Source organism: Streptomyces sp. Rer75, assembly GCF_013414305.1.
Taxonomy (GTDB): domain Bacteria; phylum Actinomycetota; class Actinomycetes; order Streptomycetales; family Streptomycetaceae; genus Streptomyces; species Streptomyces himastatinicus.
The window spans coordinates 3952252-3976267 of record NZ_CP058693.1 but is presented as its reverse complement, the minus strand read 5'-3'; the positions used below and the strand labels follow the sequence as shown (position 1 = coordinate 3976267).

Here is a 24016-nt window from a genome sequence, read left to right as displayed (position 1 = left end):
TGGTCGTATCTGTTCGACTCTGCGCGGGCGCACTGCCCGCTTGACCGGATGTGACCGTCTGTTACGTACCCGCATCCCGGCCGGTTCACTCGACCGGTCCAGCCGAACAGGGCGTACCGCGCCAATCCGACCCAGGGTGGAGTGGGTGTTCCGTCTACGCCCGGGAGGTCGGCATGGCGCGTCCTCAGCAGTCCGCGGGGGCGCCGCGGACGACCCGGTTGCGCCGTGCCCAGGCCGTACTGACCTCCCTGAGCGCCGTGATCGCCACCACCGTCGTGGCGGGCCCCGCCACGGCCGCGGGCGCGGGCGGGCCGTGCACCCTGGAGCGCACCGAAGCCCACCACTCCGAGGGGCTGGACAGCTGGAACCGCAACTACCCCCGCCCGGTCCGCTCCCTCCGCGCGGCCATGGTCTTCCTGTCCTTCCCGGACGCCGCCCCCAAGGTCACCCCCGCCCGGCTGGCCGCCGACCACACCCCCACGACCGGCGACTTCTTCCAGCGCGCCTCCTACGGGCGCTTCTCGCTGCGCGTCCATCCGCTGCGGCGCTGGATCACCATGCCGAAGGCGTCCACCGCGTACGCCATACAGCGCGACTGGAACTCCGCGCGCCGTGCCGCGTATCTGCGCGACGCCATCCGCGCCACCGATCCGCACCTGGACTTCGGCCGCTACGACATCGTCTATCTGGTCGCCGACCCCGATGCCCCGGGTGTCGACGCCGACGCGACCAAAGTGGTCAACTTCGAACGGCCCCTGCGCGCCGACGGTAAGGATCTGCGCCGCCTGGTGACCGTCTTCGAGCACCATCCGCCCGATCGCCATGTCCTCGCCCATGAGACCGGGCACGTCTTCGACCTGCCCGACCTCTACCACCGGCCCAGCACCGCCGACAACAGCGGCGACTGGGACACCTACGTCGGCGACTGGGACCTGATGGGCAGCCAGTTCGGACTGTCCCCGGACCCCTTCGGCTGGCACAAGTGGAAACTCGGCTGGCTCACCGGCCGACAGGTGGTCTGCGCCCGGTCCCTCGGCCCGAAGATGTACACCCTCCAGCCCCTCAGCGCCCCCATGGAGGGCCGCCCCGGCGCCGACACCCGCACCCGGCTGGTGGTGGTCCGCACCGGCCCCACCACCGCCCTGGCCATCGAGGCGCGCGGCGCGTACGGCAACGACGCGGGCACCTGCACCGAAGGCGTCCTGGTCTACCGGGTGCGCAACGACGCCGCCTCCGGCGAGGGCCCGGTCCGGGTGCTCGACGGCCACCCCGCCACCTCGGCCTGCTGGAACGAGTCCGTCTACCCCGAGCTGGCCGATGCCCCGCTCGGCGTCGGCGACTCCCTCCTGGCCAGGGAGGAAGCGGTCCGCGTGACCGTCACCGGCCGCGCCACCGGAGGCTCCTGGGCCGTCCAGGTCACCCGCGGCGAGCGCAGCTAGGGGGCGTCTCCTGAACCGGTCGACACCGTAGCGCAGGCCCCGGCACCCGAACGGTGATCAAGCAGCGTTCGAGGTGGCGCTCCGAGACTGTGGCCCCGTTTTGATCTCCGGCGCCCGGGAGCTGACCATGCCACGACACGTGAATCTGGCCGAGGCACTGAGAGAGCGGGCCCGGGACGGCGGGGACCACACCGTGGCGCTGGCGTACCCGGACGGAACCGGCGGCGAGCGGCGGATCTCCTACGCCGAACTCGACGCCCGCGCCGGCGCCGTCGCCGCCTGGCTGCGCGGACGCGACGCCGCCGGGCGCCGGGTGCTCGTCGTCCTGGACCCCGGCCCGCACATCGCGGCCGCCCTGCTCGGCTGCCTCTACGCGGGCGCCGTCGCCGTCCCCGTCCCCGTCCCCGCGCCCACCGCCTCCCGCACCGCCGCCGAGCGCACCGCGGCGATCGCCAAGGACGCCGCCGTGGACCTCGTCCTCACCGAAACCGCGCACGCCACCGAGACCTCCCGCCGCCTCTCCCTCGTCGGCCGCGCCGACCTCACCTGCCTGCCCGTCGACCGGCTGCGGCCGGACCACGGCACCGGCCACACCCCCGACACCGCGCCCGCGCGCACCGACCCCGACAGCCTCGCCCTGCTGGCGTACGACTCCGGGCCCGCCACCGCCCCGCGCGGCGCCCGGCTCACCCACGGCAACCTCCTCGCCGCCATGCACGCCCTGCGGGCCACCCTGGGCACCGGCCCCCGCTCCCGGATCGGCGGCTGGCTGCCCCGCCGCCACACCCCCGGCCTGATCGGGCAGGTGCTGCACCCGCTGTGGCTGGGCGCCACCGCCGTCCCGCTGCCCGCGCGCCCGTTCCGTACCGACCCGGCCGCCTGGATGCGGGCCATCAGCCGCCACGGCATCACCGAGGCCGTCGCCCCCGACACCCACTACGCCCGCTGCGCCGCGCTGACCGCCGACGAGCAGCCCGCCGGGCTCGACCTCTCCCGCTGGCGGACCGCGCTCAACGCCGGGGAGCCGGTCTCGCCCGCCACCATGGCCGCCTTCACCCGCCGCTACACCGCCGCCGGGCTGCGCACCGGAACCCTGGTCGCCGGATACGCCCCCGCCGAAGGTGCGCCCCTGCTGCTCGCCGAGGGCCGCGCCCCGGTGCCCGGTGCGGAGTTCGACGTCGTCGACCCGCTGACCTGCCGTCGGCTGCCCGAGGGGGCGGCCGGGGAGATCTGGGCGAGCGGCGCCGCCGTCGCCACCGGCCACTGGGGGCGGCCGCCGGACACCGTGCCGCTCTTCGCCGCCCGGGCCGCCGACGGCCCGGGCGGATTCCTGCGCACCGGCGACCTCGGCCTCGCCGCGGACGGCGGCATCCGCATGACCGGCCGGGTCCACGACGGCCTCCTGGTGGACGGCATCACCCTGCACCCCCAGGACGTCGAGCGCGAACTCCTCGGCTGCGGGCGGGCCCTGGGATCGGCCCGGGTGTTCTGCGCGGGGCCCGGCGCCGGGCCGCTGGTCGTCGTCCAGGAGGTCCGTACGGCGGGCGCCGCCCGGACCGGACTGCCCCGGCTCGCCGCCCGGATCCGGGCCCGGGTGGCGGAGGAGTTCGGCGTCACCACCGGCGCGGTGCTGCTCGTCCGCCCCGGTACGGTGCGCCGGGACGGAGCGGTGAAGGTACGCCGCGCCGTGCTGCGCGAGTGGTATCTGCGCGGTGAACTGCGCGCCCTGCACGCGGACTACGCGCCCGCACCCACCGAACCGTGCCGGGGCGGCGCGGCCTGAACAGCGGCCGCGGGATAAGCCGCCGGGTAATACATCTGTTCGACAAGGGGAATCGGGCGGAAAGAGCTGCGAGGCCCGGAAATACGGGGGAATAATCGTCATGCGGGGGCCGGTGGGGGGAAGGGCGGGGCGAAATGGTCAGAGTGCTCATTGCCGAAGACATGCATATGCTGCGCAAGGCACTGGTCGCCCTGCTGGAATTCGAACCCGATATCGAGGTCGTGGCCGAATTCTCCAGCGGCGCCGATATTCTGCCGCAGGCCCGTCAGCTCCGCCCGGACGTCGCGATTCTCGACATCGACCTGCCCGGGATGGACGGGCTGACCGCCGCCGCCGAGCTGCACACCGCCGTTCCCGAATGCCGGACCATGATGCTCACCAGCCTCGGCAGGCCCGGAAATCTGCGGCGCGCCCTCGCGGCCCATGTCGCCGGTTTTCTGCTGAAGGACAGCAGCCCGGCCACCCTGTGCGACGCCATTCGCGCGGTCGCGCGGGGCGAGCGGGTCATCGATCCGCAACTCGCCCTGGCCGCCCTGGACGATGGCCCGCAGCCGCTGACCCCGCGCGAGCTGGAGGTGCTGCGAATGGCCTCCGAGGGCGAGGAGGCCGCCCGCATCGCGGCCCGGCTCTTTCTCTCGGTGGGGACGGTGCGCAACTACCTGACCTCCGCCGTCACCAAGCTCAACGCGCGCAACCGGGTCGACGCCATCCGGATCGCCCGCGAGGCGGGCTGGCTGTAGCGGGTGCTTCGGTAGCGGGCACTTCGGTAGCGAGTGCTTCCGCGGCGGGCCTCACGCGGAGGCCGAACGTGACGCCGCAGCCCGGCGTCACGCCGTCACCGCCGGGCCCAGCTCCTCCTCCGTACCACGCCCCCGCCCGCCGCGCGGCGCCTCCGTGGACACCTCCAGCTCGGCCCGCAGCTCGAACCGGCCGTCGGACCGTACGTCCGCGTACAGCCGCCCGCCCAGGCCCGACAGCCGCACCCGGAGGTTGCCGATCCCGCTGCCGCCGTCGGTGGCCGCGGTACCGGCGACGCTGTCGGCGCGCAGGATGGTGGACGCCTTGCCCACCCCGTCGTTCACCAGCGTCAGCCGCACCGTGGGCCCCGACCGCCGGGCCGTGATCGCGCAGTGCTCGGCCTTGCTGTGCCGCAGCACATTGGTCAGCCCCTCGCGCAGCACGCTCGCCAGCACCGTGTCCACCCGCTCGGGCAGCGGCCCGCAGTCGATGTCCGCGGTGGCCCGGATGCCCGCCGCGGCCAGCATGGACCGGGCCGTCTCCGCCTCCGCGGACAGCGACATCTTGCGGTAGCCGCTGGCCACCGCCCGTACGTCGGCCAGCGCCTGACGGGAGGTCTGGAGGATCTCGGCCAGCTCCTGCTGTGCCCGGTCGTTCTGCCGGGGCACCAGCCGGTGCACCAGCTCGCATTTGAGGGTGATGGTGGAGAGGCTGAGGCCGAGCAGGTCGTGCACGTCCCGGGAGAACCGCAGCCGCTCCTGCGCGACCGCCAGCCGGGCCAGTTCCGCACGCGACCGGGAGACCTCGGCGACCAGCCCGGAGAGCCGGGAGAGGCCGAAGACCACCAGCCCGGTGATCGTGGTGGACACGGTGGTGTACGCGACCTTGTCCCAGCCGAACCCGACCTGGAACAGCAGCACATCGGTGATCACCAGGATCGCGGCGAACGTCGGCCAGGCCACCGCCGGAGCCAGCACCAGCAGCCCGGAACCCGCCAGGAAGCCGGGCATGCCCAGCCACGCCTGCTTGAAGATGGCGAAGGGCAGGAAGGTCAGCGTCGCCTGGAGCAGCAGCGTCCAGTGCCGGGCGGCGGCCAGCCGGGGCGCCAGCCCGGGGAAGGAGTGCAGCAGTTGGATGCCCAGCAGCGCGGCCAGCACCGGCAGGATCTCCAGCATCCGCACCACCGCGTCCACCGCGCTCCGCGGGGGGAGCCCTTCGACCACATACGTCACGGCGACGGTGAAGTAGCCCAGCAGCACCACCACCGTGATCACCACGGCCAGGCGCGGCGCCAGGTCGTCGTGGTCGCGCGGCGGCTTTTTCCCGGCATCGTCGGGCAAGAGGCTCCCCTGCACTCGTCCTCCGGATGATCGGGCCGGATTGGGCGGCTTGCCCGAGAGTATCCGATCTTTTGCGGGGGAGGAGGGGGTGCGGAGAAGACTCATGGCGTACACAGAGTTACGGGTTGTCACCAGGGATCACAGGAAGAATCACAGGAAAAGGGGAACGGGATTCAGGTCGCGGTACGCGGTCGGCCGCCGAAGCCGCCCCAGGGCCACCGGGACGTCGTACAGCCGTCCGGGGGCGAACCGCGGCCAGTGCGGGCGCAGTCCGGGCACCAGCACCTTGGCCACGGGCAGCCCCACGTCCGGCCGGGTCTGATCCAGCACCAGCAGCTCCATCCCGCGCGCACGGACCGCCTCCCGGACGGCGCCCAGGGCGTCGCCGTCCGGGGGAGCGGTCATCCCGGTCGGCGGCTCCGCATCCGGATCGGCCGTCAGATAGGGCTGGTTGGCGGTGGTCGCGGTGCGGAACCAGCGCAGCGCCTCCGGGTCGGCCGCGCCGTATCCGCCGCCGTCGGCGCGGGCCTCGACCACCGCGGGCAGCATCTGGTTCAGCTCGGCGAAGGCGTGGCACAGCGCGGTGTGCCGGTCGAAGTGGGCGCCGAAGCCCAGCGTGATGTCCTCGGCGGGCTTGTCGGTCCGGCGGGAGAGCGCGGCGACCACCGGGATGCCGAAGTCGGTGGTGAGGTCCAGCGCCCACACCTCGCGCCGCAGTCCGCCGTGGGCGCGGCGCAGTTCGGCCAGCCACGGGTCGTCGAAGGCGTCCAGGGCGAGCGCGGGCTGACGGGTGCGGTTGTACCACCACAGGGCGACCGCGTCCCGCTCCACCAGCTCCAGGAAGCCCCGTACGACGGCGTCGGCCAGGGTGGAACCGGCCGCCGCGCCGTTGGAGTCCGCCCGGCAGCAGCGCCGCCCCCGGGGCTGCGGTGCGCCGTAGTACAACAGCGCGGTGGGCAGCAGCCGGTGCCGCTCGGCGGTGAGCGACCACACCGGCGTCCAGTCCAGCTCGGCGTCCTCGTCGAACGGGCCGGGGAGCCGGTGGCGCGGCGCCCTCTGGTCCGTCAACGGCCGTGCGAACTGCCGTGGATCCACGAGCTGGACGGTGTCCGGATGCACCGCGTCCGCCGGATCCAGCGCGCGGTAGCGGGCGCGCTGACGCGGCTCGTCGCCCTGGAAGTGGCCGCTGTAGTGCTCGAGGGCCTCGCACAGGGCGCTCGCCCGGGCCTGCTCGGCGGTCCGCCCCTTGCCGTGCGCGGCGGCCCCCAGCCCGGCGCGTACGGCGTCAAGCCCGCTCGGGGAGGTGGCGTACGCGGCGTACGAAGGGTGCCGGGCGTGGTAGCAGTTGAGGAAGTCCGGGCCGCGCGGATCGCGGCGGATCTCGGTGACCAGCCCGGTGACGGGGTCCACCAGATGGCCGTAACGCTCCATGACGCGGCGCGGTGAGGCGTCATCGGTAGTGGCGGCGTAGTCGTCTACGGGACCGTCTTGCGGCTCGCGCGGCGACGGCAGGGCCAGCGGCGCCCGTATCCGCTCCGCGACCAGCGCCGGATTTCCGCACCCGGGGCACTGCGGGCGGCGGGCGAGCGGATGGCGGTCCACGGTGGCGGTGAGGCTGTCCAGGGTGCACAGCGCCTGCTGGCCCGGATGCCGGTGCCCGGCCAGCCACTTGGCGGCCTCCAGCGCGGCCAGCTGGAGCGCGGCCGCGCGGCTCGCGGGCAGTGAGGCGGGCGGCCGCGGCACCGGCCCCGGGCGGCCCAGCCTGCGCTGGAGGTACGCCTCGGCCTGCCGCCCCCGCCACAGCCGGTCGGCCAGACAGGCCCAGCACGGGTCGTCGGGGGCGCCGAGGAACGGGCCGAGCCACGCCCGGGTGCCCACCGGTTTGACGGGCAGCCAGCGGAGGCCCGCGGCGCGATGGGCGGCGTCGACCGCGGCGAGCCGCGGATCGAGATAGTCGTCGCACACCACAAGCGTGAGTTCTGCGGCGCCATGTTGACGGGGGCCCACTTGACGTACGGCCCATCGGCACTCCCGGCCCTGCGCGGCCGGGGCCGCCGCCCGGTCGTCCCCCTCCTCGTCCGCCGGGGCCACCGACCGCAGCCCCGCCGCCCGCAGCGCCCGGACGACTTCGGCGGGGTCGGCCGAACCGAGGATCACCGACGCCACGGAGGCCGCGGCCGGGCGTATGGAGCGGCCGTCCCCGCCGCCCAGCCCGGCCAGCTCCCAGTACGCCTCCTCGGGCCCGGGGGCGTGCGTGGGCTCCCGCTCGGACACCAGCCCCGCCGCCCGCAGCCGCGCGATGACCCGCTCCGCCTGCCCGGCGGGCAGCGCGCCCGGCCGCCCGGCCGCGCGGGCGGCCTCGGTGAGGATGTGCGCGAGGTCCCGCGACCCGTCCAGCAGCGGCGCGAGCGCCGCGATCGCCCGGCCGTGCAGCGCGGTGACGCCGTGCTCGGAGACCAGGTAGACGGCCTCGCCCGGCACCGGTTCGACCCGCAGATGCGGGGTGAAGCCCAGTTCGCCCACCATGCGTCCGCGCTCCCTCATTCCCCGCCGAACGTGCAGATGCAGATGCGCGGTGCGACGGCCGGCCAGGAGGTGTCGGTCAGGTCCTCGATGACCAGGTCGTCCAGGTCGTGCAGGTCAGCCAGGTCGTGCAGGCCGTCGAGGCCGTTCGGGCCGTCCGGGCCGGGGTCCGGCGTGGCCGGGGCACCGCCGTCGGCCGCGGGTTGCGGGGGGATGGGGGCTTCCGTCATCACAGGCTCTCCTCGGGGTGGGAGGCGGTCGTGGACCGGGGGCCGCGGCGGGGCCGCCGCCGCGGTTCAGTGCCGCCGTCATCGCCAGGGTGTGAATTTGTCATGGGTCGATCTCCCAGGACTCATACCGAGTTTGGTATTCCGGCACTGGTCGGAGGCACCGCTCACCCGCGAGTCTTTTCTGTGCCTCGATGGCACGGCCGCGCGGCCAGGAGGCACCTGACGGACCGTTGACGGAGGTACAGGACCATGGACATCAAGGTGTTGGGGCCGCTGAGCGTCGAGGCGTGCGGTCAGTCGATCGTGCCCAGCGCGGGCAAGCCGCGGCAGATCCTTGCACTGCTTTCCGTCTACGCCAACCAGATGCTGCCGGTGCCCACTCTTATGGAGGAAATCTGGGGCACGCAGATGCCACGCAGTGCGCCCACCACCTTGCAGACGTACATCCTTCAGCTCCGCCGCAGGCTGGCCGCCGCTTACGGTCCCCAGGCGCCGCATGCGTCGAAGGACGTGCTGGCCACCCGGTACGGCGGCTATGTCCTGGAGGCGCAGCCGGGCGCGGTCGACATCCATGAGTACGACCGGCTGGTGGCCGCGGGGCGCGACGCGCTCGACGCCGGGGACGATGTCGAGGCATCCCTGCTGCTGCGCGAGGCGCTCGCGGTCTGGCGCGGTCCGGCGCTGGTGGATGTGCGGGTCGGTCCGGTCCTGGAGATCGAGCTGGCCCGGCTGGAGGAGAGCCGTCTCGGCGTCCTGGAGCGCCGCATCGAGGCCGATCTGCGGCTCGGCCGCCATGCCGAGCTGCTGACCGAGCTGACCGAGCTGACCGCCCGTCATCCGCTGCACGAGGGGCTGCACGCCCAGTGCATGGCCGCGCTGTACCGGGCGGGCCGCCCGTGGCAGGCGCTGGAGGTCTACCAGGGGCTGCGCGCCCGGCTCGTGGAGGACCTGGGTCTTGAGCCCTCTCCGCGGCTCCAGAAGCTCCAGCAGGCGGTGCTCGCCTCCGACCCCGCGCTCGACCTCGACCTCGAAGGGCACTGGCGCCGTCCGGTGCTCGATCTGTTCGCCGCCTGACCCGCCGTTCCGTACGGTCCGCCCCGCGCCCCGCCCCGCTTGACCGCTCGACCCGCCGCACAGGCCCCGTCACCTCCCCAGGGCCCACCCGGTGACCCTCCCCCCCGAACGCCCGGCGCCGCCCTTCAGCCGGGTCTGCTACGGCTCCGCTGCCCGATCCCCCCGCGCGGGCAAGCGGAGCCGTAGTGCATTTCCCGCCGAACGCCCACCGACTCCCGACCCGAACGTCCGCCGACCCGAACTCACGCCGACCCGAACGCCCGCCGACCCGAACTCCCACCGACCTCACGCCGACCTCACGCCGACCGCTCGTCCGACACCAGCCGAGGGGGCGCCTTGCGCATCATCGACCTGTCCACACCGGTGGACGCCCCCGCACCCTGCGGCGCCCCCGGTGCGCACGGGATGTCGCGCGTCATCGACCGGATGCCGGTGGAGTGGTTCCTGCGCCCGGCGCACGTCCTGGACATCACCAGCGCCGACCCGGACACCCGCACCGCCGGGGTCGAGGACATCGAGAAGGCGCTCGCCCGGACCGGCTGCCGCCCGCGCCCGCTGGACGTCGTCCTGCTGCACACCGGCGCCGCCTGCTGGGCCGGTACGCCCCGCTACTTCACCGACTTCACCGGCCTCGACGGCCCCGCCACCGACTACCTTCTCGACCTGGGGGTCCGGGTGATCGGCACCGACGCGTTCAGCCTCGACGCGCCCTTCCACGACATGATCCGCCGCTACCACGCCACCGGCGACCGGTCGGCGCTGTGGCCCGCGCACTTCGCGGGCCGCCGCCGGGAGTACTGCCAGATCGAGCGGCTGGCGCGGCTGGACACCCTGCCGCCCACCGGGTTCCGGGTCGCCTGCTTCCCCGTGAGGACCGCGGCTGCGGGCGCGGGCTGGACCCGGGCGGTGGCCCTGCTCGACGAGGTGTGAGTCCGGTGGCGACGGCACACCAGGAGGTCGACACCGAGGTCTGTGTGGTCGGCGGCGGCCCGGCCGGTCTCGTGCTGGCGCTGCTGATGCTGCGCTCGGGGGCGCGGGTGACGGTGCTGGAGCGCTCCCGCGCGCACGAGCGGGAGACCCGCGGCGAGATCCTCCAGCCCGGCGCGCAGGCGCTGCTGGACGAGCTGGGGGTGCTCGCCGGGGCGCGGGCGCGCGGCGCCCAGGAGCACGACCGGTTCCGGCTGTTCGAGGGCGACCGGATGCTGCTGGAGGCCGACTACCGCCTCCTCCCCGCCCCGTACGACCATCTGCTGTCCCTCCCCCGGACGCATCTGCTGGACGAACTCCTCGCCCACTGCCGCCGCTCGCCCGGCTTCCGCTATCTGCCCGGCCGGAGGGTCGGCGGCCTGGTGTGGCGGGACGGGCGGATCGCCGGGGCCACCGCAGACGGGCCGGACGGCCGCTGCACCGTGCGGGCCCGGGCCGTGGTCGGTGCGGACGGCCGCTACTCCCGCATCCGGCGGCTGGCCGGAATCGGCGCGGGCCGCACCGAGGCGCTTCACCATGTGCTGCTGTGGTGCACCCTCAGGGCGGGCGGCGCGGACGCCCCGCCGCTCCGCGACGTGCGGGTGTTCCGCACCGGGGACGGCCCGGTGGTGGTCTACGGCTCCTGGCCGGACCGCATACACCTCGGCTGGACGCTGCCGCAGCACGGCCTCCGCGCCCTCACCGCGCTCGGCCCGGACCGGGTCAGGGAGCGGCTCGCACGCGCCGTGCCGCCGTACACCAAGGCCATCCGCGAACAGATCCGCGCCCTGGGCGACCTCGGGCTGCTGGACGTCTTCTCGGCCCGCGCCCGGCGCTGGGTGGACGACGGCCTGGTGCTGATCGGCGACGCAGCCCACACCCATGGCCCGATCGCCGCCCAGGGCATCACCCTCGCCATCCAGGACGCGGTGGTGCTGCACCCCGTGCTGGTCGGTGCGCTGGCCGCGGGCGACGTCGGCGCGGATCGCCTGGCCGCCTTCGAGGGGCGCCGGGGGCCCGATGTCGCGGCCGTCGTACGAATGCAGACCCGGCAGAGCCGGGCCCTGCTCTCGGGCAGCGCGTTCGCCACTCGCGTGCGCCCCTATCTCGCCCGGGCGCTGCGCCACACCCCACTGCACCGCAGGATGCTCCAACGCATCGCGTACGGGGGCCCGGCGATCCGTGTCATGGATGCCAGGGCGTGCGGGCGTCCCTGAGCGGGCGGCGCGCGGCGGCCCGGTCCGGGGCGGCCCCGGCACCGGGTCGAGGCGGGCTCAAGTCGCGGCGGCGACCATGGCGTTCTCACAAGAACACCATCCGGGTACGACCGCGAGGAGGGGGCCGATGGTGCCGAGGGTGTCAGACGCAGCGGGGCTGTCCGTCGTGGTGCTGGGCGGCACCGGTGCCCTGGGTGGTGCGGTCCAGCGCGCGTTCGAGGCCGTGGGCGCCCGGGTGCTGGTGGTCTCCCGCCGTGAGCCGGAGCCCGGTGAGGCCGTCTCCTGGGCCCGGCTGGATCTGACCCGCACCCCGTCCGGGCAGCTCGCCGCCCTCCTCGCCGGGGCCGCCGCCGACGTCGTGGTGAACGCGGCCGGGCTCACCCACGGCGGCACCGAGGAGCAGTTGGCCGCGGCCAACGCCGGGCTGGTGCGCACCCTGGTGGAGGCGGCCGCTGCGCTGCCGTACCGGCCCCGGCTGGTGCAGCTGGGCACCGTCCACGAGTACGGCCCGGTGTGCCGCGGCGTCGGCATCACCGAGGATCTGCCGCCCGCGCCAATCAGCGCGTACGGCCGCACCAAGCTACTCGGCGCGCAGGCCCTGCTGCGCGCCACCCGGACCGGTGCGGTGGACGGCACGGTGCTGCGGATCGCCCATGTCTTCGGCCCCGGCGCGCCCCGCGCCGACCCCCTGGGCACCGCCGCCCGCCATCTGGCCTCCTACCGCCCCGGTCCGCTGCGGCTGGAACCGCTGGAGGGGCGCTGGGACTTCGTGGACATGAGGGATGTCGCCGCCGCGGCCCTCGCGGCGGCGACGGCGCCCCGGGCGAGCGGACAGGTCGTCAACATCGGCTGTGGCCAGGCGCTGAGCGTGCGCCGACTGGTGGAGCGCATGATCGTGCTCAGCGGGCTCGGCGTGCCGCTGGTGGAGGAGCCGGGCGCCTGCGGTCACCCCGCGGGCCCCGCCTGGCAGCGGGTGGACATCTCCCGGGCCCGGCTGCTGCTCGGCTGGCGGCCGCGGTTCGGCACGGTCCGGTCGCTGCGCGACCAGCTGGCCGAGGCGGGGGCGCCGGACCGCGCGATGGTGGCGCGCCCATGATGGACCTCGGCCTGGACGGGCGTACGGTCCTGGTCACCGGCGCCACCGGCGTCGTCGGCCGGGCCGCCGCCCGCGCCTTCGCGGCGCAGGGCGCGCGGGTGGCGCTGGCCTTCCGGAACCGCCGCGAGGCCGCCGAGGAGCTGGCCGCCGAGCTGGCGGGCCCGGACGGCAACCAGGCCTTCGCCGTGCCGTATGCCCTGGAGGACTCCGCGTCGCCGCGCTGGGTCGTGGCCGCCGTCGAGGAGCGCTGGGGCGCGCTCGACGTCCTGGTGGCGAACGCATGGCGGCGGGGTGCGCGATGCGATCCGCGCGCCCGTTTCGAGGACATCCCCGAGGGGGACTGGCTGCCGGTCGTCGCGGACAGCCTCGCCCCGGTGATCCGTACGGTGCAGCGCGCCGTCGTCGGGATGCGGGAGCGCGGCTGGGGCCGGATCGCGCTGGTGTCCTCGCGCCGGGTGCCCGACGAGTTCCACGGCGCGGCCGAGGCCGGGCTGCACGGCCTGGCCCGCGGCCTCAGCGGGCAGGTGGCGGCGGACGGCGTGCTGGTCAACGCGGTGTGCCCGGAGGGTGCGCCCTCCGGGGCCGGGGCCGCCGCCCAGACGCTGCTGTTCCTGTGCTCGGCGGCCAACACCCATCTCACCGGCCACACCCTCACGCTCACAGGCGGCTGACCGGGGAGGGATCGTGCGCGTCCTGTTCACGACCTGGGCCCCGGGCGGGCATCTGGTCGCGCTGGTGCCGCTCGCCCGGGCCTTCCTCGCGGCGGGCCACCAGGTGCGGGTCGCGGTCCCGGGCGGCTGCGCGGCGGCGGTCGCCCGGGCCGGGCTGATGCCGGTGCCCGCCGGGGTGCTGCCCCGCGCGCTCGGCCTGCCACCGGCCGTGGCGCGCCGCTCGCGCGGCATCTGGCCCGCGGACTGGCCGGTGCGGCCCGGGGTGCTCGGCCCGGAGCAGCACGGGGTGCTGCGCGCCCTCGGCGACCGGCGGGTGGCCATCGCCGAGGCCATGGCCCAGGGGCTGGTGGCCTACGCCCGCTGCTGGCAGCCGGAGCTGGTGGTGCACGACGCGAGTACGTACGCGGGCACGGTGGCCGCGGCGGCGCTGGGCGTGCCCGCGGTCGGCCAGCTGTGGGGGAGCACGGCGCTGCTGCGCCTCGACCGGCAGCGGCTGGACGGCCCGCCGCTGCCCGGCTATGCGCGCCTGATGCGGCGATACGGCGCGGATCCGGCGCGCGAACCGGAGCTGTGGCTCGACCCTTGCCCGCCGAGCCTGGCGCTGCCGTCGCCGGAGCGGCGGCTTCCGGTGCGGTTCGTCCCGTACGAGTCGCCGTACGAGCCCCCGTATGGGATGCCGTACGAGTCGCCGCACGGGGCGTACGAGGCGGCGGGCGAGCCGTCGTACGACTCGGTGCGCCAGGGGCCGGGCCCCGCGCCCACCCGGATCTGTGCCGCGTGGGAGGACCCCGCGGGCCCGCCCGCAGCAGTGCGGGCGGCGCTGCGGGCGGCCGAGGCGCGCGGAGTGGAGGTCGTCCGGCTGGGCACCGCCGCGGAGGGTCGGCCGCCCGCCGGACCGCTGCACCGGGTGCTGCCGGGCTGCCGCGCGGTGCTCCACCAGGGCGGCGGGGCCGCCGTCCTGGCCGCGGCCGTGGCCGGGGTGCCGCAGCTGATCGTCGCGCCCCGCCCCGAGCAGCAGCTCAACGGCGCGCGGGTGGCCCTCACGGGCGCCGGGGCGCACACCCCCGCCGGCCTCCTCGACGGTTCGCCGCGCACCGCCCGGGCGGCCGGTGTCCAGCTGGCCCGGGACCTCTTCGCCCTGCTGGAGCAGCCCTCGTACGTGGTCGCGGCCCGTGCGCTGCGGGAGGAGGCCCGGTCGATGCCCGGCCCGGAGGCGGCGGTCGTGCGGCTGACGGCCCGCCCCGAGGACACACGAAAGGCCCCCCACACATGGTGAGAGGCCTTCGCGTGTCGGTGCGCCGCCAGGGACTCGAACCCCGGACCCGCTGATTAAGAGTCAGCTGCTCTAACCAACTGAGCTAGCGGCGCCTGCTGACGTAGGAGACCTTAGCACCCGGGTCAGGCCAAGTGAAAATCGATATGTTTCAGGCCGTCCTCAGCCCGGAAACAGGGCGGGTGCGCTGGTCACAGCCCTGTCGTCGGCGTCCGTGTCATCGGTGTCCGTACCGTCCGCGTCCGTACCGGTGCCGACACGGAGCGTGCGGGCCGCCCGCACGCAGGCCCACAGCAGCACCTCGGGCCCGGGCAGCCAGGGGCTGCGGACGTCGGGGGCGACGAGCCAGCGGGGCGAGGGCGCGTCGTACGAGGCGATATCCGCCGGGGGCTCGGGATCCGCCGGGCCGGGGTCCAGGGGGTACAGGGGCGGTACGGTCACCGTGTCCCCCCAGCCGTAGCAGAGCAGCGGTGGGGCCGCGCCGCCCCACTCCTCCCAGCCGAGCAGCGCGGGCAGCCGCTGGGCCGCGCCCGGGGTGGCGAACAGCATGACCCGGCCGCCCTGGGCGGCCACCGGACCCGTACCGGGGCCATCGGTCCATAACCGGCTGACCACCCGGCGCCCGAAGAGCGCGTCCATGCTGACGACGTCGAATGCGGTGCCGCACGGCAGCGGGACCGAGGTCGCCGGATGCTGTGCCCAGAGCGCCTGGACGCCGCGGGGGGACCGGCTGGCGGAGGCGAGCCAGTCCGCGCCGGCCGGGGTGACGTAGGCGGCGGTGTGAAGTGAGTCCCGAGGCGTTCTGCTCATGTTTCTACAATTACCGTCGGTGGAGGAGGTGTCGGGGGATGCGGCAAAACCGGGACATGACGCGGGGCGATGGGGTACCTTCCGCCCGCATATGCCCCCGGCGCGTGATCACGGCAGGACGCCACGCGTTCGTGCGGGTTTCTCCTGCGGAGTACGCCCATCAGTCCGGTAGCTCGCCGCTTTGTATCAGTTCGCGACCGAACTCGATCATCTTTTTGGCGTAGTCCTCGGTCCACTCCGCCCGCTCGGCGATCACGGCGGGGGTCAGCCGGTCGAACCGTCTCGGGTCGGCGAGCTGCGCGGCCGCCATCGCCTGGAACTCCATGGCCCGGTCCGTCGCCGCGCGGAACGCGAGCACCAGCTCGGTCGAGCGGGTGAGCAGTTCGCGTGGATCCTCGATCGATTCCAGGTCGAAGAAGTGCGCCTCGTCCTTGACGGCGGCGGCCGGTTCGAAGAGCAGCGCGGCCGGTTTCATTCGCCGTGGCGCGGCGCCGTGCGGGCCTTGAGCCGCATCCGGCTCGGGCATGTGATCTCTCCTCCTGGGTCGTGAGACACGATCGGTTCGCGGTGCGTCCTTCTCCCATTGTCGCGCGGGAGGCAAGACCGCCGCCCCCACCAGGGGTGTCTCCCCATCGACCCTTCCTCCGAACCCAGCGCCCGGCCCCGGCCCCCGGTCCGCGGACGGGCGGAGGCCGGGAGCTCCCTAGGGCCGCCAGGAGACGCGGTGTTCGGCCAGGTGCGACAGGACGGCGTGATTCGCCTCCCACCCGTCCGGGAACTTCACCGTCACCCCCAGCTGCACCGGCTCCGTCGACGGATGCTCGTCCAGCAGCTCCGCCACCCCCGCCCGGCACACCACCACACACGCGTGCCGGTGCCGCGACGCCAGCACGCACAACCGGCCCGTCTCCAGGTGGAAGGCCGTCGCGTCCGGGCGGCCGGACAGCGGGTGCAGCACCACCGTCAGATCGAACTCACGTCCCTGGAGGCGGTTCGCCGTATCGACGGTGACGCCCGACACCCCCAGCCCCGCCAGCGCCGCCCGCACGGCCGCCGCCTGGTCGCGGTGGGCGGTGCCGACGGCGATCCGGTCGGCGGTCAGCGGCACCGGCTCGTCGGCGCGCTCGCTGACCGCCGCGCCGCCCCGGTCCAGCGTCCGCCGGACCACCTGGGCCACGGCCGCCACCGCCTCCGGGTCGGTGCGCGGCGTACGGCGGGCCGGAAGCTCCAGCAGCCCCCACCCCGAGACGGCGGCCTCGTCCAGCACCCGGTCCGGTCCGGAACCGTCCGAGGGCACCCCGAAGCTCAGCCGCCGGTCACCGTGATCGGTGCCGCTGCGGAAGGGCGTGTACGGATAGAACGCGTCCGAGACCAGCGGCGCGGCCGACGCGGGCAGCCGCCAGGACACCGGCAGCCGGTGCTGCGGAAGCCGCGGATTGTGGCCCAGGAGCGTGGTCACCGCGCTCGCCGACGGGTCGTACGAAAGCCCCGCCCACTGATCGGCGCCCACCACGCTGAACGGGTCGAGCTGCCCGGGGTCGCCGACGAACAGCGCCCGCTCGAAGAGCCCCGCGACGGCCAGCAGCGCGTCCGAGCGCATCTGGTACGCCTCGTCCACGATCGCGTGGCTCCACGGCTCGACGTTCTTGACGTGCGCCCATTTCGCAGCGGTGGACACCACGATGCCGAGCCCGGCCAGATCGGCGACCTTCGCCGAGCAGCGCACCGCCGGATGACCGTCGAGCACCGGGTCGTACGGATGCGGATCGCTGCTGTGCAACCGGCCGACCGGAAGGTCCGGGTCCGCCGTGGCGAGCCGGTCCACCAGGTCGTCCACCTGCGCATTGGTCTGCGCGACCACCATCAGCGGCCGCCCGGCGGCGGCCAGCTCCCGGGCCGCCCGGACGACCAGCGTCGACTTGCCCGCGCCGGGCGGGGAGTCCACGACGACACCGCGGTGCGTGCCGTGCAGCGTGTCGTGCAGGATCGCGTCGGTCGCGCGCGCGGCGGCGGCCGACGGGTCGAACGGCTCGTCCCTCCCCGTACGGGCCGCCCGGTCCGTGGCGATCACAGATAGTCCTCCTCGGTCACGGGGTCGGGAGCCTGCTCGGGAGCGGCGGCGTCCGGCGGGCCGCCGTGGGTCCAGGGCGTGTTCTCGGGGTCGGGCAGATCCGGGCCGCCGCGCGGGGCGTGCTCGAACAGCGTCCAGCACACCCGGTCGCCCGGCTCGGGCACCGAACCCGGCTCCGGCTCCTTGCCCCGGCCCATCCCACCGGTCAGCCGGACCACGAACGCGGCGCAAGCCCCTCCGGGCGCCTCGGCCTCCACAGGCTCCCCGGACTGCTCGGGCTCCTCGGCCTCCCCGGCGAACTCCGCGGTCTGCGTCCGGCCGTCGTCCATCACCCGGTACAGCTTGATCCGCTCGGCCAGATGCGGACGGTCCTCGGTGCGCACCGTGACCAGCGGCCTCGGCCGCGGCACCTTCGCCTCCGACCAGGCCATCTCCACCTCGGTGACCTCGCCCGCGAACGCCTCCCCGGACAGCCGCCGCCCCGCCATGACCAGCGGATCGTCCAGCGCCTCCTGGGCGTCCAGCTGGGCCTGCGCCGTCTCCCGCGCCGCGAGCTTCTGCGCCGCCGTCACCGCGTCGTCCCGCTTCGGCTGGGGCGGCTCACCGGCCCGGATCCGGTCCCGGTGGGCCGTGTACGACCAGCGGTCCCGCTTCCAGCGGTCCGCCACCCGCGCCCCCTCCGGCAGGTCCCGCAGCAGGTCCACGCCCCGCCACAGCGCGTCCCAGGTGGGCCGCAGCTGGGACGCGATCAGCTCGCGCAGCTCCGCCTCGGCCGCCCGCAGCCGCGCCTCCCCGCCCGCCACGCCGCCGGTCACCTCGGAGCGCGCCGCGTCGTACCGGGACATCGCCGGGGCCAGCAGCTTGTTGTCGAACGCCGGGTCGGTGGCGGGTCCCGCGGGCGGGTGGAGCAGCTGCCCGTCCCCGTCCCGCGCCGACTCGGTGTGCAGCGCCGCCTCCGCGCCCGGGACGCCCTCCGGCGGGTCGATCCAGGCCAGCAGCGACCCCAGGTGCTGGTCCTCCAGGTTGCTCTGCCCGGTCGCCCAGTGCCGCCCCAGCAGCTCGGTCAGCGACAGCAGCAGCGAGGAGCCGGGCACCCGGGAGCGCTCCCCGTAGTGCGTCAGCCACCGGCCGAGGAGCGGTACGCGCGCGGGTGCCGGGAACGGCGTCTCCGGGTCCTGCTCGGCGGTGCGCCGGAACCGCATCGACCGCCCCAGCAGCCGCACGAACGCCACGCCCGCACCGCTGGGCACCAGCAGCTGCGGCGCGTCCGCGCACAGCTCGACCTGGACCGGCACCTTCTTCCCGGTCTCCGGGTCGGTCTCCTTGCGCTCCTCCAGCTCGACGTCGTCCCCGTACCCCTCCAGGTACGGAAGCATCTCCTCCGCCAGCTCGGCGAGGAACGCGAACCGCAGATCACGGTTGCGCGGCTGCGCCACGACCAGCAGCCGCGGCGCGTCCCGGTCGGTGCCCACCAGCGCTCCGAGCGGCGCGCCCGTCTCGCCCGCGGTGGTCAGCGGCACGAACGCCAGCGGCCGCTGCGAGAGATGACGGTGCCGCACCGTGGCGACCGGCCGCGCCCGGCCCTCCCGGACGGCCTCCATCCGGGCCAGCGTGGTGATCAGCGACATACCGCCTCCGCAGGCCGCGCGGCGGTGGCGAGGGCCTCGGCGCGCAGGGCCGCCGCGCGCCGCAGGGTGTCCACGGCCGGGTCGCCGGTGGGCTCCGAACCGCCGGATTCCAGGGCGGCCCCGAGCACGGCCTCGACCGTGGTCAGCCCGCCCAGCTCGCCCCGGACGCCGCGCCCCAACGACTCGACGGCGCCCGCCTCCCGGGCCCGTGCCCGGCAGTGCAGGGCCAGTTCACACGTGGACAGGCACTCCGGTGCGTACGCCGCGTCCACCGTCTCGACCGCGGCGGTCAGCTCCTCGACGGGCCGGGTCGGGGTCCGGCCGTCCTCGGTGAGCCGCAGGTCGAAGGTGGTGCCCTCGGGGAGGGCGGCGGCGATCTCCTCGATCCGGGTGAGGCGGCCCAGCTGCCGCCGGGTCACGGCGAGCTGCTTGCGCACGTCGACGAGCTCGGCGGTCGGCAGGTTGGAGAAGTCCTTGGGGCAGACGAGCAGCACCTGATGCCGCACCCGGGCCGCGACGCCGTCCTCCTTGCCCTCCGGACCCTCCGTGACCTCCCCGAGGTGGGCCGCGATCCGCTCGAGGGCCAGGGCGTAGACGGCCGACTGCCGGGCCGCCGCGCCGACCTTGGCCGGGTCGGCGGCGCCGTCCACCATGGGGAAGGACTTGATCTCGATGACGGTCCAGGAGCCGTCGGGGTGCACCACGACCGCGTCCGGCTCCAGGAAGGCGGGGGAGCCCGCGACGTCCAGGCTCACCATCGGATGGTCGAGCAGCGCCCACCGCCCCGCCGCCGTGGCCTCCCGCAGCGCCAGCGCCGTACGGGCCGTGCGCCCCTGGGGACCGGGCGCGGTCAGGTCGGGGGTCGCGGTGGTGTCCGGGTCGGGCGGGTCCGAACCGTCGGCCAGCCGCTCGTGCAGCAGCCGCGTGAGCAGCGCGCCGCGGTCGGCCTTGACCCGGGCCTCGAAGGTGTTGCCGCGCTGGTGGGCGAACTGGGACTGGCCGAAGGGCGCGGGCGCTCCGAGCGCCCGCGCGAGCGCGCCCTTGTCGACCCCGGCGCCGTCGAGCAGCGCGCGGCGGCGGCAGCCGGGGTTGGAGGCCAGCGCGGCCAGCGCGCGGGCGTCCATCGGATGCGGAACGGCGGATGGGCCGCGCAGTTCAGCGAGCTGTTGCCGGAGCGCCGTCGTCGGCTGCCGCGGAGCTTCCGCCCGCGCCGGTCCCCCGGCCGCGGCCGGCACCGGCACCGGCTTCCCGTCCGCCGCCGTCGCCGCCATCCGTACGTTGCCTGTCCGCGCCCCTGCCCTGCTGTCGGGGGATCCGTTCCCGTTCACGGGCCGAAGTCTCGCACTTGTCACTGACATTCGCGGCCGCACCCGCATGTTCGACGGGGTCTCCGGCGGTGATTCCGGCGGCGCCCGCCTCGGCGGAGGCGTCGGCGGTACGGGTCGCGGTGGCGGCGCGGACCGGGCGGAAGCGCTCGCGGACGACGCCCGCGAGCCGCAGCGCGGGCCTCGTCAGCACCGCTCCGGCCCCGACGGCGGCGGCACCGGCGGCCGCGTCGAGGAAGTAGTGGTTCGCGGTGCCCATCACCACGAGGGTGATGACCAGCGGATAGACGACGGCGATGGTCTTCGACCACACCGAGCGCCCCTGCCACCACAGCGCTATCCCGCACCACAGCGCCCAGCCCACATGGAGGCTCGGCATCGCCGCGTACTGGTTGGTGAGTCCGCCCATGCCGCGCGGCGCGCTCGCGTCACCGCCCCACCAGCCGTACGAGCTGTACTGGGCCATCGTGTCGACGAAGCCCTGGCCCGCCTCCAGCAGCCGCGGCGGGCAGGTCGGCACCACGACGAAGCCGATCAGGCCGATCATCGTCGTGATCAGCAGCCAGGTGCGGGCGAAGCGGTAGTCCGCGTTCCGGCCGCGCTTCCACAGCCACACCAGGACCGCCGGGGTGGCCGCGTAGTGCAGCGACGCGTACAAGAAATCGGCCGGTATGCCTATCCAGGCGTGGTGGGTGAACAGGTCGTTGAGCGGTGACTCGAAATCGATGTTGAACCGCCGCTCGAAGCGGAGGATTCCCAGGCCGTGGTTGACGGCCGTGGACACATCGCCTTGGCCCAGAAGCCGACCGCCCGCGTACGCGAGGTACACCACCGCGATCAGCGGCAGCTCGGTCCACCAACGGGGCCGACTGCCCAGTGTCACTCCGGCGCGGGGCGCGGTATGGGGCATCCGGACGCTCTCCCAGTCAAAAATCAGGCGGCCACAACATGGCGCGCGATCAACCGTACGGTGTAGTCGAGGCGGCCCCCGCACCGCCCCCGGGGACCCACGGCTGACGACCGCGCGAGGAGGAAGACGCCGGGAGTCCCCCCGAGGTTGCCTCTCGATCACGTGCGCGATGATGGATGGACAACGGACGGACAGAGATCTGTTCCCCTGGGCGCGTAGAGCGCAGGTATCCGCGGGCGGTCGCGTGTCACGGCGCACGGGGCGCGCGGCAGGCACGTATCCGGTGAAAGGCGACCCCCCATGGCACCACGCATCCTCCTGGCCCGGCACGGACAGACGCAGTGGTCGCTCTTGGGCAAGCACACCGGCCGTACGGACATTCCGCTGCTGGACGAGGGGCGGCGCGGCGCCAAACTGCTCGGCGAGCGGCTGCACCAGGCCCCGTGGGCGGGCCTGCCGGACGTCGAGGTGCGCACCAGTCCGCTCGTACGCGCCAGGGAGACCTGCGAACTGGCGGGCTACGGCGACCGGGCGAGCGAGTGGGACGCCCTGCTGGAGTGGGACTACGGCGCCTACGAGGGGATGACCCCGGACGAGATCAAGACGACCCGCCCCGGCTGGCTCATCTGGCGCGACGGCGTCCCGGAGGGCGAGTCCCTCGCCGCGATCACGGCCCGCGCGGACGCGGTGGTGGAGTGGGCGCGCTCCGCCGACCGCGATGTGCTGGTCTTCGCGCACGGCCACATCCTGCGCACCCTGGGGGCCCGCTGGCTCGGCTACGACGCCTCCTTCGCGGCCCGCATACGCCTCGACCCCACGTCCCTGTCGATCCTGGGATGGGCGTACGGCGAACCGGCCATCGAGCGCTGGAACGACACCGGGCACCTGGCCTGACCTCCGGTCACGGACGACGGGAGGACGTCGCCGGACCCACCCTCGGGCCGGCCCACCGTCAGACCGGGCTCTCGCGACCGGCCTGCTGGTAGCGGGCGAGGAAGTCCGCGACCGATGCGTTGCGGCCGTGCGGGCGCAGCAGCCGGGCGGTGTCCTCCAGCATGCGGCGGATCCGGGAGGACGTGACCTGGTTCAGCAGGCCCAGGGCGCGGTCCGCCGCCGCGGCGGCCGCCTCCGGCTGGCCGTCCGCCACCAGGTCGTTCGCCAACTCCGTGGTGAACAGGGCGATGTTGCGGGTGAAGTGGGGCTTCTGGAGGGAGACCGCGCGGCGCGCGTGCTCCGCCGCGCGCCCCCAGTCGCCCAGTGCCGACCAGCACTGCGCCTCCAGCCCCTCCAGTTCGGCCTCGCCGAAGAAGGTCATCCACTCCGGGTCGTCGTCGCAGGGGCCGCGGCCGAAGAGCGCCTGGGCGCGCAGCAGGGCCCGTTCGCAGCCGCTGCGGTCCGCCAGCCAGGCCCGGCCTCCCGCCTCGCGCAGCGCGATGAGCGACAGCAGCCGGGGCGAGGCCAGCCGCCGCGCGGCCCGCTGCGCGGCCTGGGCGGCGCGTACGGCCTCGCGGGGGCGCCCGGCGTCGCGCGCGAGGAAGGCGGTGTTGCAGAACGCGTGGGCCTCCAGGGCGGGATCGCCCGTGACGCGTGCGGTGGCCAGCGCCTCCGCGTAGTGCGAGCGGGCGTCGGTGAGCCGTCCTGAGTCATGGGCGAGCCAGCCCACCGAGATGGCCAGCTCGCCCGCGCCCGCGTACAGCCGCTCCACGACGGACCGGCCGTAGCCGCCCGCGTCGAGCAGTGTGTACGCGGCGCTCAGCGGGCGCGCGGTGTGGACGTAGAGGCTGTCCGCGCCGTGCCGGTCGTCCAGCAGCCGGATCCGGCGCACGGCCTCCTCCACGGCGGCCGCCTCGGCCTGCCCGGCTCGCCGGGAGGGCCGCACGCCATCGGCGGCGGCCGCCGCCCCGCCGGCCATGAACGCGCGCCGTAGCAGTTCGCTCTCCTCGAAGACGTCGATGTCGGCCGGGGCGCGCGGCTCCGGCTCCGGGCGGGCCAGCGGCTCCGGGCGGGGTGCCGGGACGGCGGCGGGTCCGACCGGGCGGCCCCGGACCGCCTCGCGGGGGGTGAACCCCAGGTCGGTGAGGGCGCGGCCGGGGAACATGTGGCGGAAGACGCGCTCGTAGGCGTAGTTGGGGCAGCGGATCGCCCCGGACTCGACACGGCCGATGTAGCGCGCGTCGCAGGAGACCTGTTCGCCGATCTCGCGGGCCGCGCGCCGTACGGACGCCGCGAACTCGGCCGGTGAGAGCTGCCCGCGTAACAGCCGGAACGCGGTGTTCGGCCGCGGTGACGAGGATGACGGGGACTCCGGAAGCGGCCTCATATGACCCTCCCTACGGTGCTGCCGTGTCGGCGGGGGAGAACCGTACCGGTTACGACGTTCCCGACATTCGGATATTCCCGGCAATAAAGACGAAACGCCCGCGATCTGCCATGAACTGCCATCCTTTACGGCGGCATTCGGCCGTAGCCGTTGACACTGCTGAGCGTTGAACCCTGTGCAACCCGATGAAGAGGGAGGCCGGAGTGGATATCAGCCGCTCGCGGACGACTGCCCAACATCACCCGCGCCAGGACTGTGATCTGGTCACCGTGCCCGCCCGCCAGGGGCTGGAGGCGGTGGACATCCTGCGCCGCGGCTGCGACGGCCTCGGCCCCGTGATGCACGACAACGCCTGCGACACCCTCGGCTTCCTGGTGCCGCCCGGCACCGCGGACGGCTGGGACATGCCGGGCAGCGCCTGCACCCAGACGGCAGGGCGCGGCATGCGCATAAGCGACGGCGGCGCTTCGGGACAGGCTGCCACCCACTGGCTGGTGCCGCCGGACGCCGCGTACAGCGGCGCCACCGACCCCGCGGAGCTGCGCGCCGCGCTCGGTGAGGCGGCCCGCACGATCGAGGCCGTCGACCGCTGCCAGTAGACC

Annotated in this window: 20 protein-coding genes, 1 tRNA gene and 1 pseudogene; 11 read left to right on the top strand and 11 right to left on the bottom strand. The window is 74.8% G+C overall.

The window, feature by feature from the left end; translation table 11 throughout:
• The first annotated feature begins 173 nt into the window (after positions 1-173).
• The 3 genes from HYQ63_RS16400 to HYQ63_RS16390 all read left to right on the top strand — a co-directional run bounded on the left by HYQ63_RS16400 (position 174) and on the right by HYQ63_RS16390 (position 3962).
• Positions 174-1439 carry a M6 family metalloprotease domain-containing protein gene (locus HYQ63_RS16400; RefSeq protein WP_179934540.1) on the top strand — a complete coding sequence of 422 codons (1266 nt, stop codon included), beginning with the start codon at positions 174-176 and terminating at the stop codon, positions 1437-1439.
• Between the two features lie 127 nt (positions 1440-1566).
• Positions 1567-3222 (top strand): AMP-binding protein, encoded by a 1656-nt coding sequence (locus HYQ63_RS16395; protein ID WP_179934538.1) that lies wholly within the window; start codon positions 1567-1569, stop codon positions 3220-3222.
• 134 nt (positions 3223-3356) lie between these two features.
• Positions 3357-3962 carry a DNA-binding response regulator gene (locus HYQ63_RS16390; protein WP_179934536.1) on the top strand — a complete coding sequence of 202 codons (606 nt, stop codon included), beginning with the start codon at positions 3357-3359 and terminating at the stop codon, positions 3960-3962.
• 87 nt (positions 3963-4049) lie between these two features.
• On the opposite strand, the gene HYQ63_RS16385 is transcribed toward HYQ63_RS16390, so the two are convergent.
• The 3 genes from HYQ63_RS16385 to HYQ63_RS16375 all read right to left on the bottom strand — a co-directional run bounded on the left by HYQ63_RS16385 (position 4050) and on the right by HYQ63_RS16375 (position 8053).
• Positions 4050-5300 carry a sensor histidine kinase gene (locus HYQ63_RS16385; RefSeq protein ID WP_257231896.1) on the bottom strand — a complete coding sequence of 417 codons (1251 nt, stop codon included), beginning with the start codon at positions 5298-5300 and terminating at the stop codon, positions 4050-4052.
• Between the two features lie 150 nt (positions 5301-5450).
• The gene (locus HYQ63_RS16380; RefSeq protein ID WP_179934532.1) at positions 5451-7826 is read right to left on the bottom strand and encodes a TOMM precursor leader peptide-binding protein; all 2376 of its coding nucleotides are present in this window, start codon (positions 7824-7826) and stop codon (positions 5451-5453) included.
• Between the two features lie 14 nt (positions 7827-7840).
• On the bottom strand, positions 7841-8053 hold the full coding sequence (locus tag HYQ63_RS16375) for a hypothetical protein (protein ID WP_179934530.1): 213 nt from the start codon (positions 8051-8053) through the stop codon (positions 7841-7843).
• Between the two features lie 249 nt (positions 8054-8302).
• Here HYQ63_RS16375 and HYQ63_RS16370 point away from each other — a divergent pair, with 249 nt between their 5' ends.
• The 6 genes and pseudogenes from HYQ63_RS16370 to HYQ63_RS16345 all read left to right on the top strand — a co-directional run bounded on the left by HYQ63_RS16370 (position 8303) and on the right by HYQ63_RS16345 (position 14353).
• Positions 8303-9127, top strand: a complete 825-nt coding sequence (locus HYQ63_RS16370) for an AfsR/SARP family transcriptional regulator (RefSeq protein WP_179934528.1) — start codon at positions 8303-8305, stop codon at positions 9125-9127.
• Positions 9128-9484: 357 nt separating this feature from the next.
• A pseudogene (locus HYQ63_RS16365) lies at positions 9485-10057 on the top strand (cyclase family protein); the annotation flags it as partial.
• 5 nt (positions 10058-10062) lie between these two features.
• The gene (locus HYQ63_RS16360; protein WP_179934526.1) at positions 10063-11310 is read left to right on the top strand and encodes an FAD-dependent monooxygenase; all 1248 of its coding nucleotides are present in this window, start codon (positions 10063-10065) and stop codon (positions 11308-11310) included.
• 139 nt (positions 11311-11449) lie between these two features.
• The gene (locus tag HYQ63_RS16355) at positions 11450-12406 is read left to right on the top strand and encodes an NAD(P)-dependent oxidoreductase (RefSeq protein WP_218929572.1); all 957 of its coding nucleotides are present in this window, start codon (positions 11450-11452) and stop codon (positions 12404-12406) included.
• The gene (locus HYQ63_RS16350) at positions 12403-13077 is read left to right on the top strand and encodes an SDR family NAD(P)-dependent oxidoreductase (RefSeq protein ID WP_257231895.1); all 675 of its coding nucleotides are present in this window, start codon (positions 12403-12405) and stop codon (positions 13075-13077) included. The genes HYQ63_RS16355 and HYQ63_RS16350 overlap by 4 nt, the downstream gene beginning before the upstream one ends.
• Before the next feature lie 13 nt (positions 13078-13090).
• Entirely contained in the window at positions 13091-14353 is a 1263-nt protein-coding gene (locus HYQ63_RS16345; RefSeq protein ID WP_179934522.1) for a nucleotide disphospho-sugar-binding domain-containing protein, read from the top strand.
• Positions 14354-14371: 18 nt separating this feature from the next.
• Here the strand turns inward: HYQ63_RS16345 and HYQ63_RS16340 are convergent.
• The 7 genes from HYQ63_RS16340 to HYQ63_RS16310 all read right to left on the bottom strand — a co-directional run bounded on the left by HYQ63_RS16340 (position 14372) and on the right by HYQ63_RS16310 (position 21094).
• Positions 14372-14445: transfer RNA gene (locus HYQ63_RS16340), tRNA-Lys, on the bottom strand.
• A 67-nt stretch (positions 14446-14512) separates the two neighbouring features.
• Positions 14513-15160, bottom strand: coding sequence for a bifunctional DNA primase/polymerase (locus HYQ63_RS16335; RefSeq protein ID WP_179934520.1), 648 nt, complete (start codon positions 15158-15160; stop codon positions 14513-14515).
• Positions 15161-15320: 160 nt separating this feature from the next.
• On the bottom strand, positions 15321-15686 hold the full coding sequence (locus HYQ63_RS16330) for a hypothetical protein (RefSeq protein ID WP_123100473.1): 366 nt from the start codon (positions 15684-15686) through the stop codon (positions 15321-15323).
• A 177-nt stretch (positions 15687-15863) separates the two neighbouring features.
• Positions 15864-17231 carry an AAA family ATPase gene (locus tag HYQ63_RS16325; RefSeq protein WP_179934518.1) on the bottom strand — a complete coding sequence of 456 codons (1368 nt, stop codon included), beginning with the start codon at positions 17229-17231 and terminating at the stop codon, positions 15864-15866.
• Positions 17228-18859, bottom strand: a complete 1632-nt coding sequence (locus tag HYQ63_RS16320) for a hypothetical protein (protein ID WP_179934516.1) — start codon at positions 18857-18859, stop codon at positions 17228-17230. The genes HYQ63_RS16325 and HYQ63_RS16320 overlap by 4 nt, the downstream gene beginning before the upstream one ends.
• Complete coding sequence (locus HYQ63_RS16315) at positions 18850-20130, bottom strand: hypothetical protein (protein ID WP_179934514.1); 1281 nt, start codon at positions 20128-20130, stop codon at positions 18850-18852. Before HYQ63_RS16315 ends, HYQ63_RS16320 begins: the two co-directional genes overlap by 10 nt.
• A complete protein-coding gene (locus HYQ63_RS16310; protein WP_179934512.1) occupies positions 20015-21094 on the bottom strand; it encodes a phosphatase PAP2 family protein in 1080 nt (359 codons plus the stop codon). The genes HYQ63_RS16315 and HYQ63_RS16310 overlap by 116 nt, the downstream gene beginning before the upstream one ends.
• Positions 21095-21394: 300 nt before the next feature.
• Here HYQ63_RS16310 and HYQ63_RS16305 point away from each other — a divergent pair, with 300 nt between their 5' ends.
• Positions 21395-21988 carry a histidine phosphatase family protein gene (locus tag HYQ63_RS16305; RefSeq protein WP_179934510.1) on the top strand — a complete coding sequence of 198 codons (594 nt, stop codon included), beginning with the start codon at positions 21395-21397 and terminating at the stop codon, positions 21986-21988.
• A gap of 58 nt (positions 21989-22046) precedes the next feature.
• Here the strand turns inward: HYQ63_RS16305 and HYQ63_RS16300 are convergent, their stop codons facing one another.
• Positions 22047-23414: a tetratricopeptide repeat protein gene (locus tag HYQ63_RS16300; protein ID WP_179934508.1), complete on the bottom strand. Its 1368-nt coding sequence runs from the start codon at positions 23412-23414 to the stop codon at positions 22047-22049.
• 185 nt (positions 23415-23599) lie between these two features.
• On the opposite strand from HYQ63_RS16300, the gene HYQ63_RS16295 reads away from it, so the two are divergent.
• Complete coding sequence (locus tag HYQ63_RS16295) at positions 23600-24013, top strand: hypothetical protein (RefSeq protein ID WP_373689092.1); 414 nt, start codon at positions 23600-23602, stop codon at positions 24011-24013.
• Positions 24014-24016: the final 3 nt, after the last annotated feature.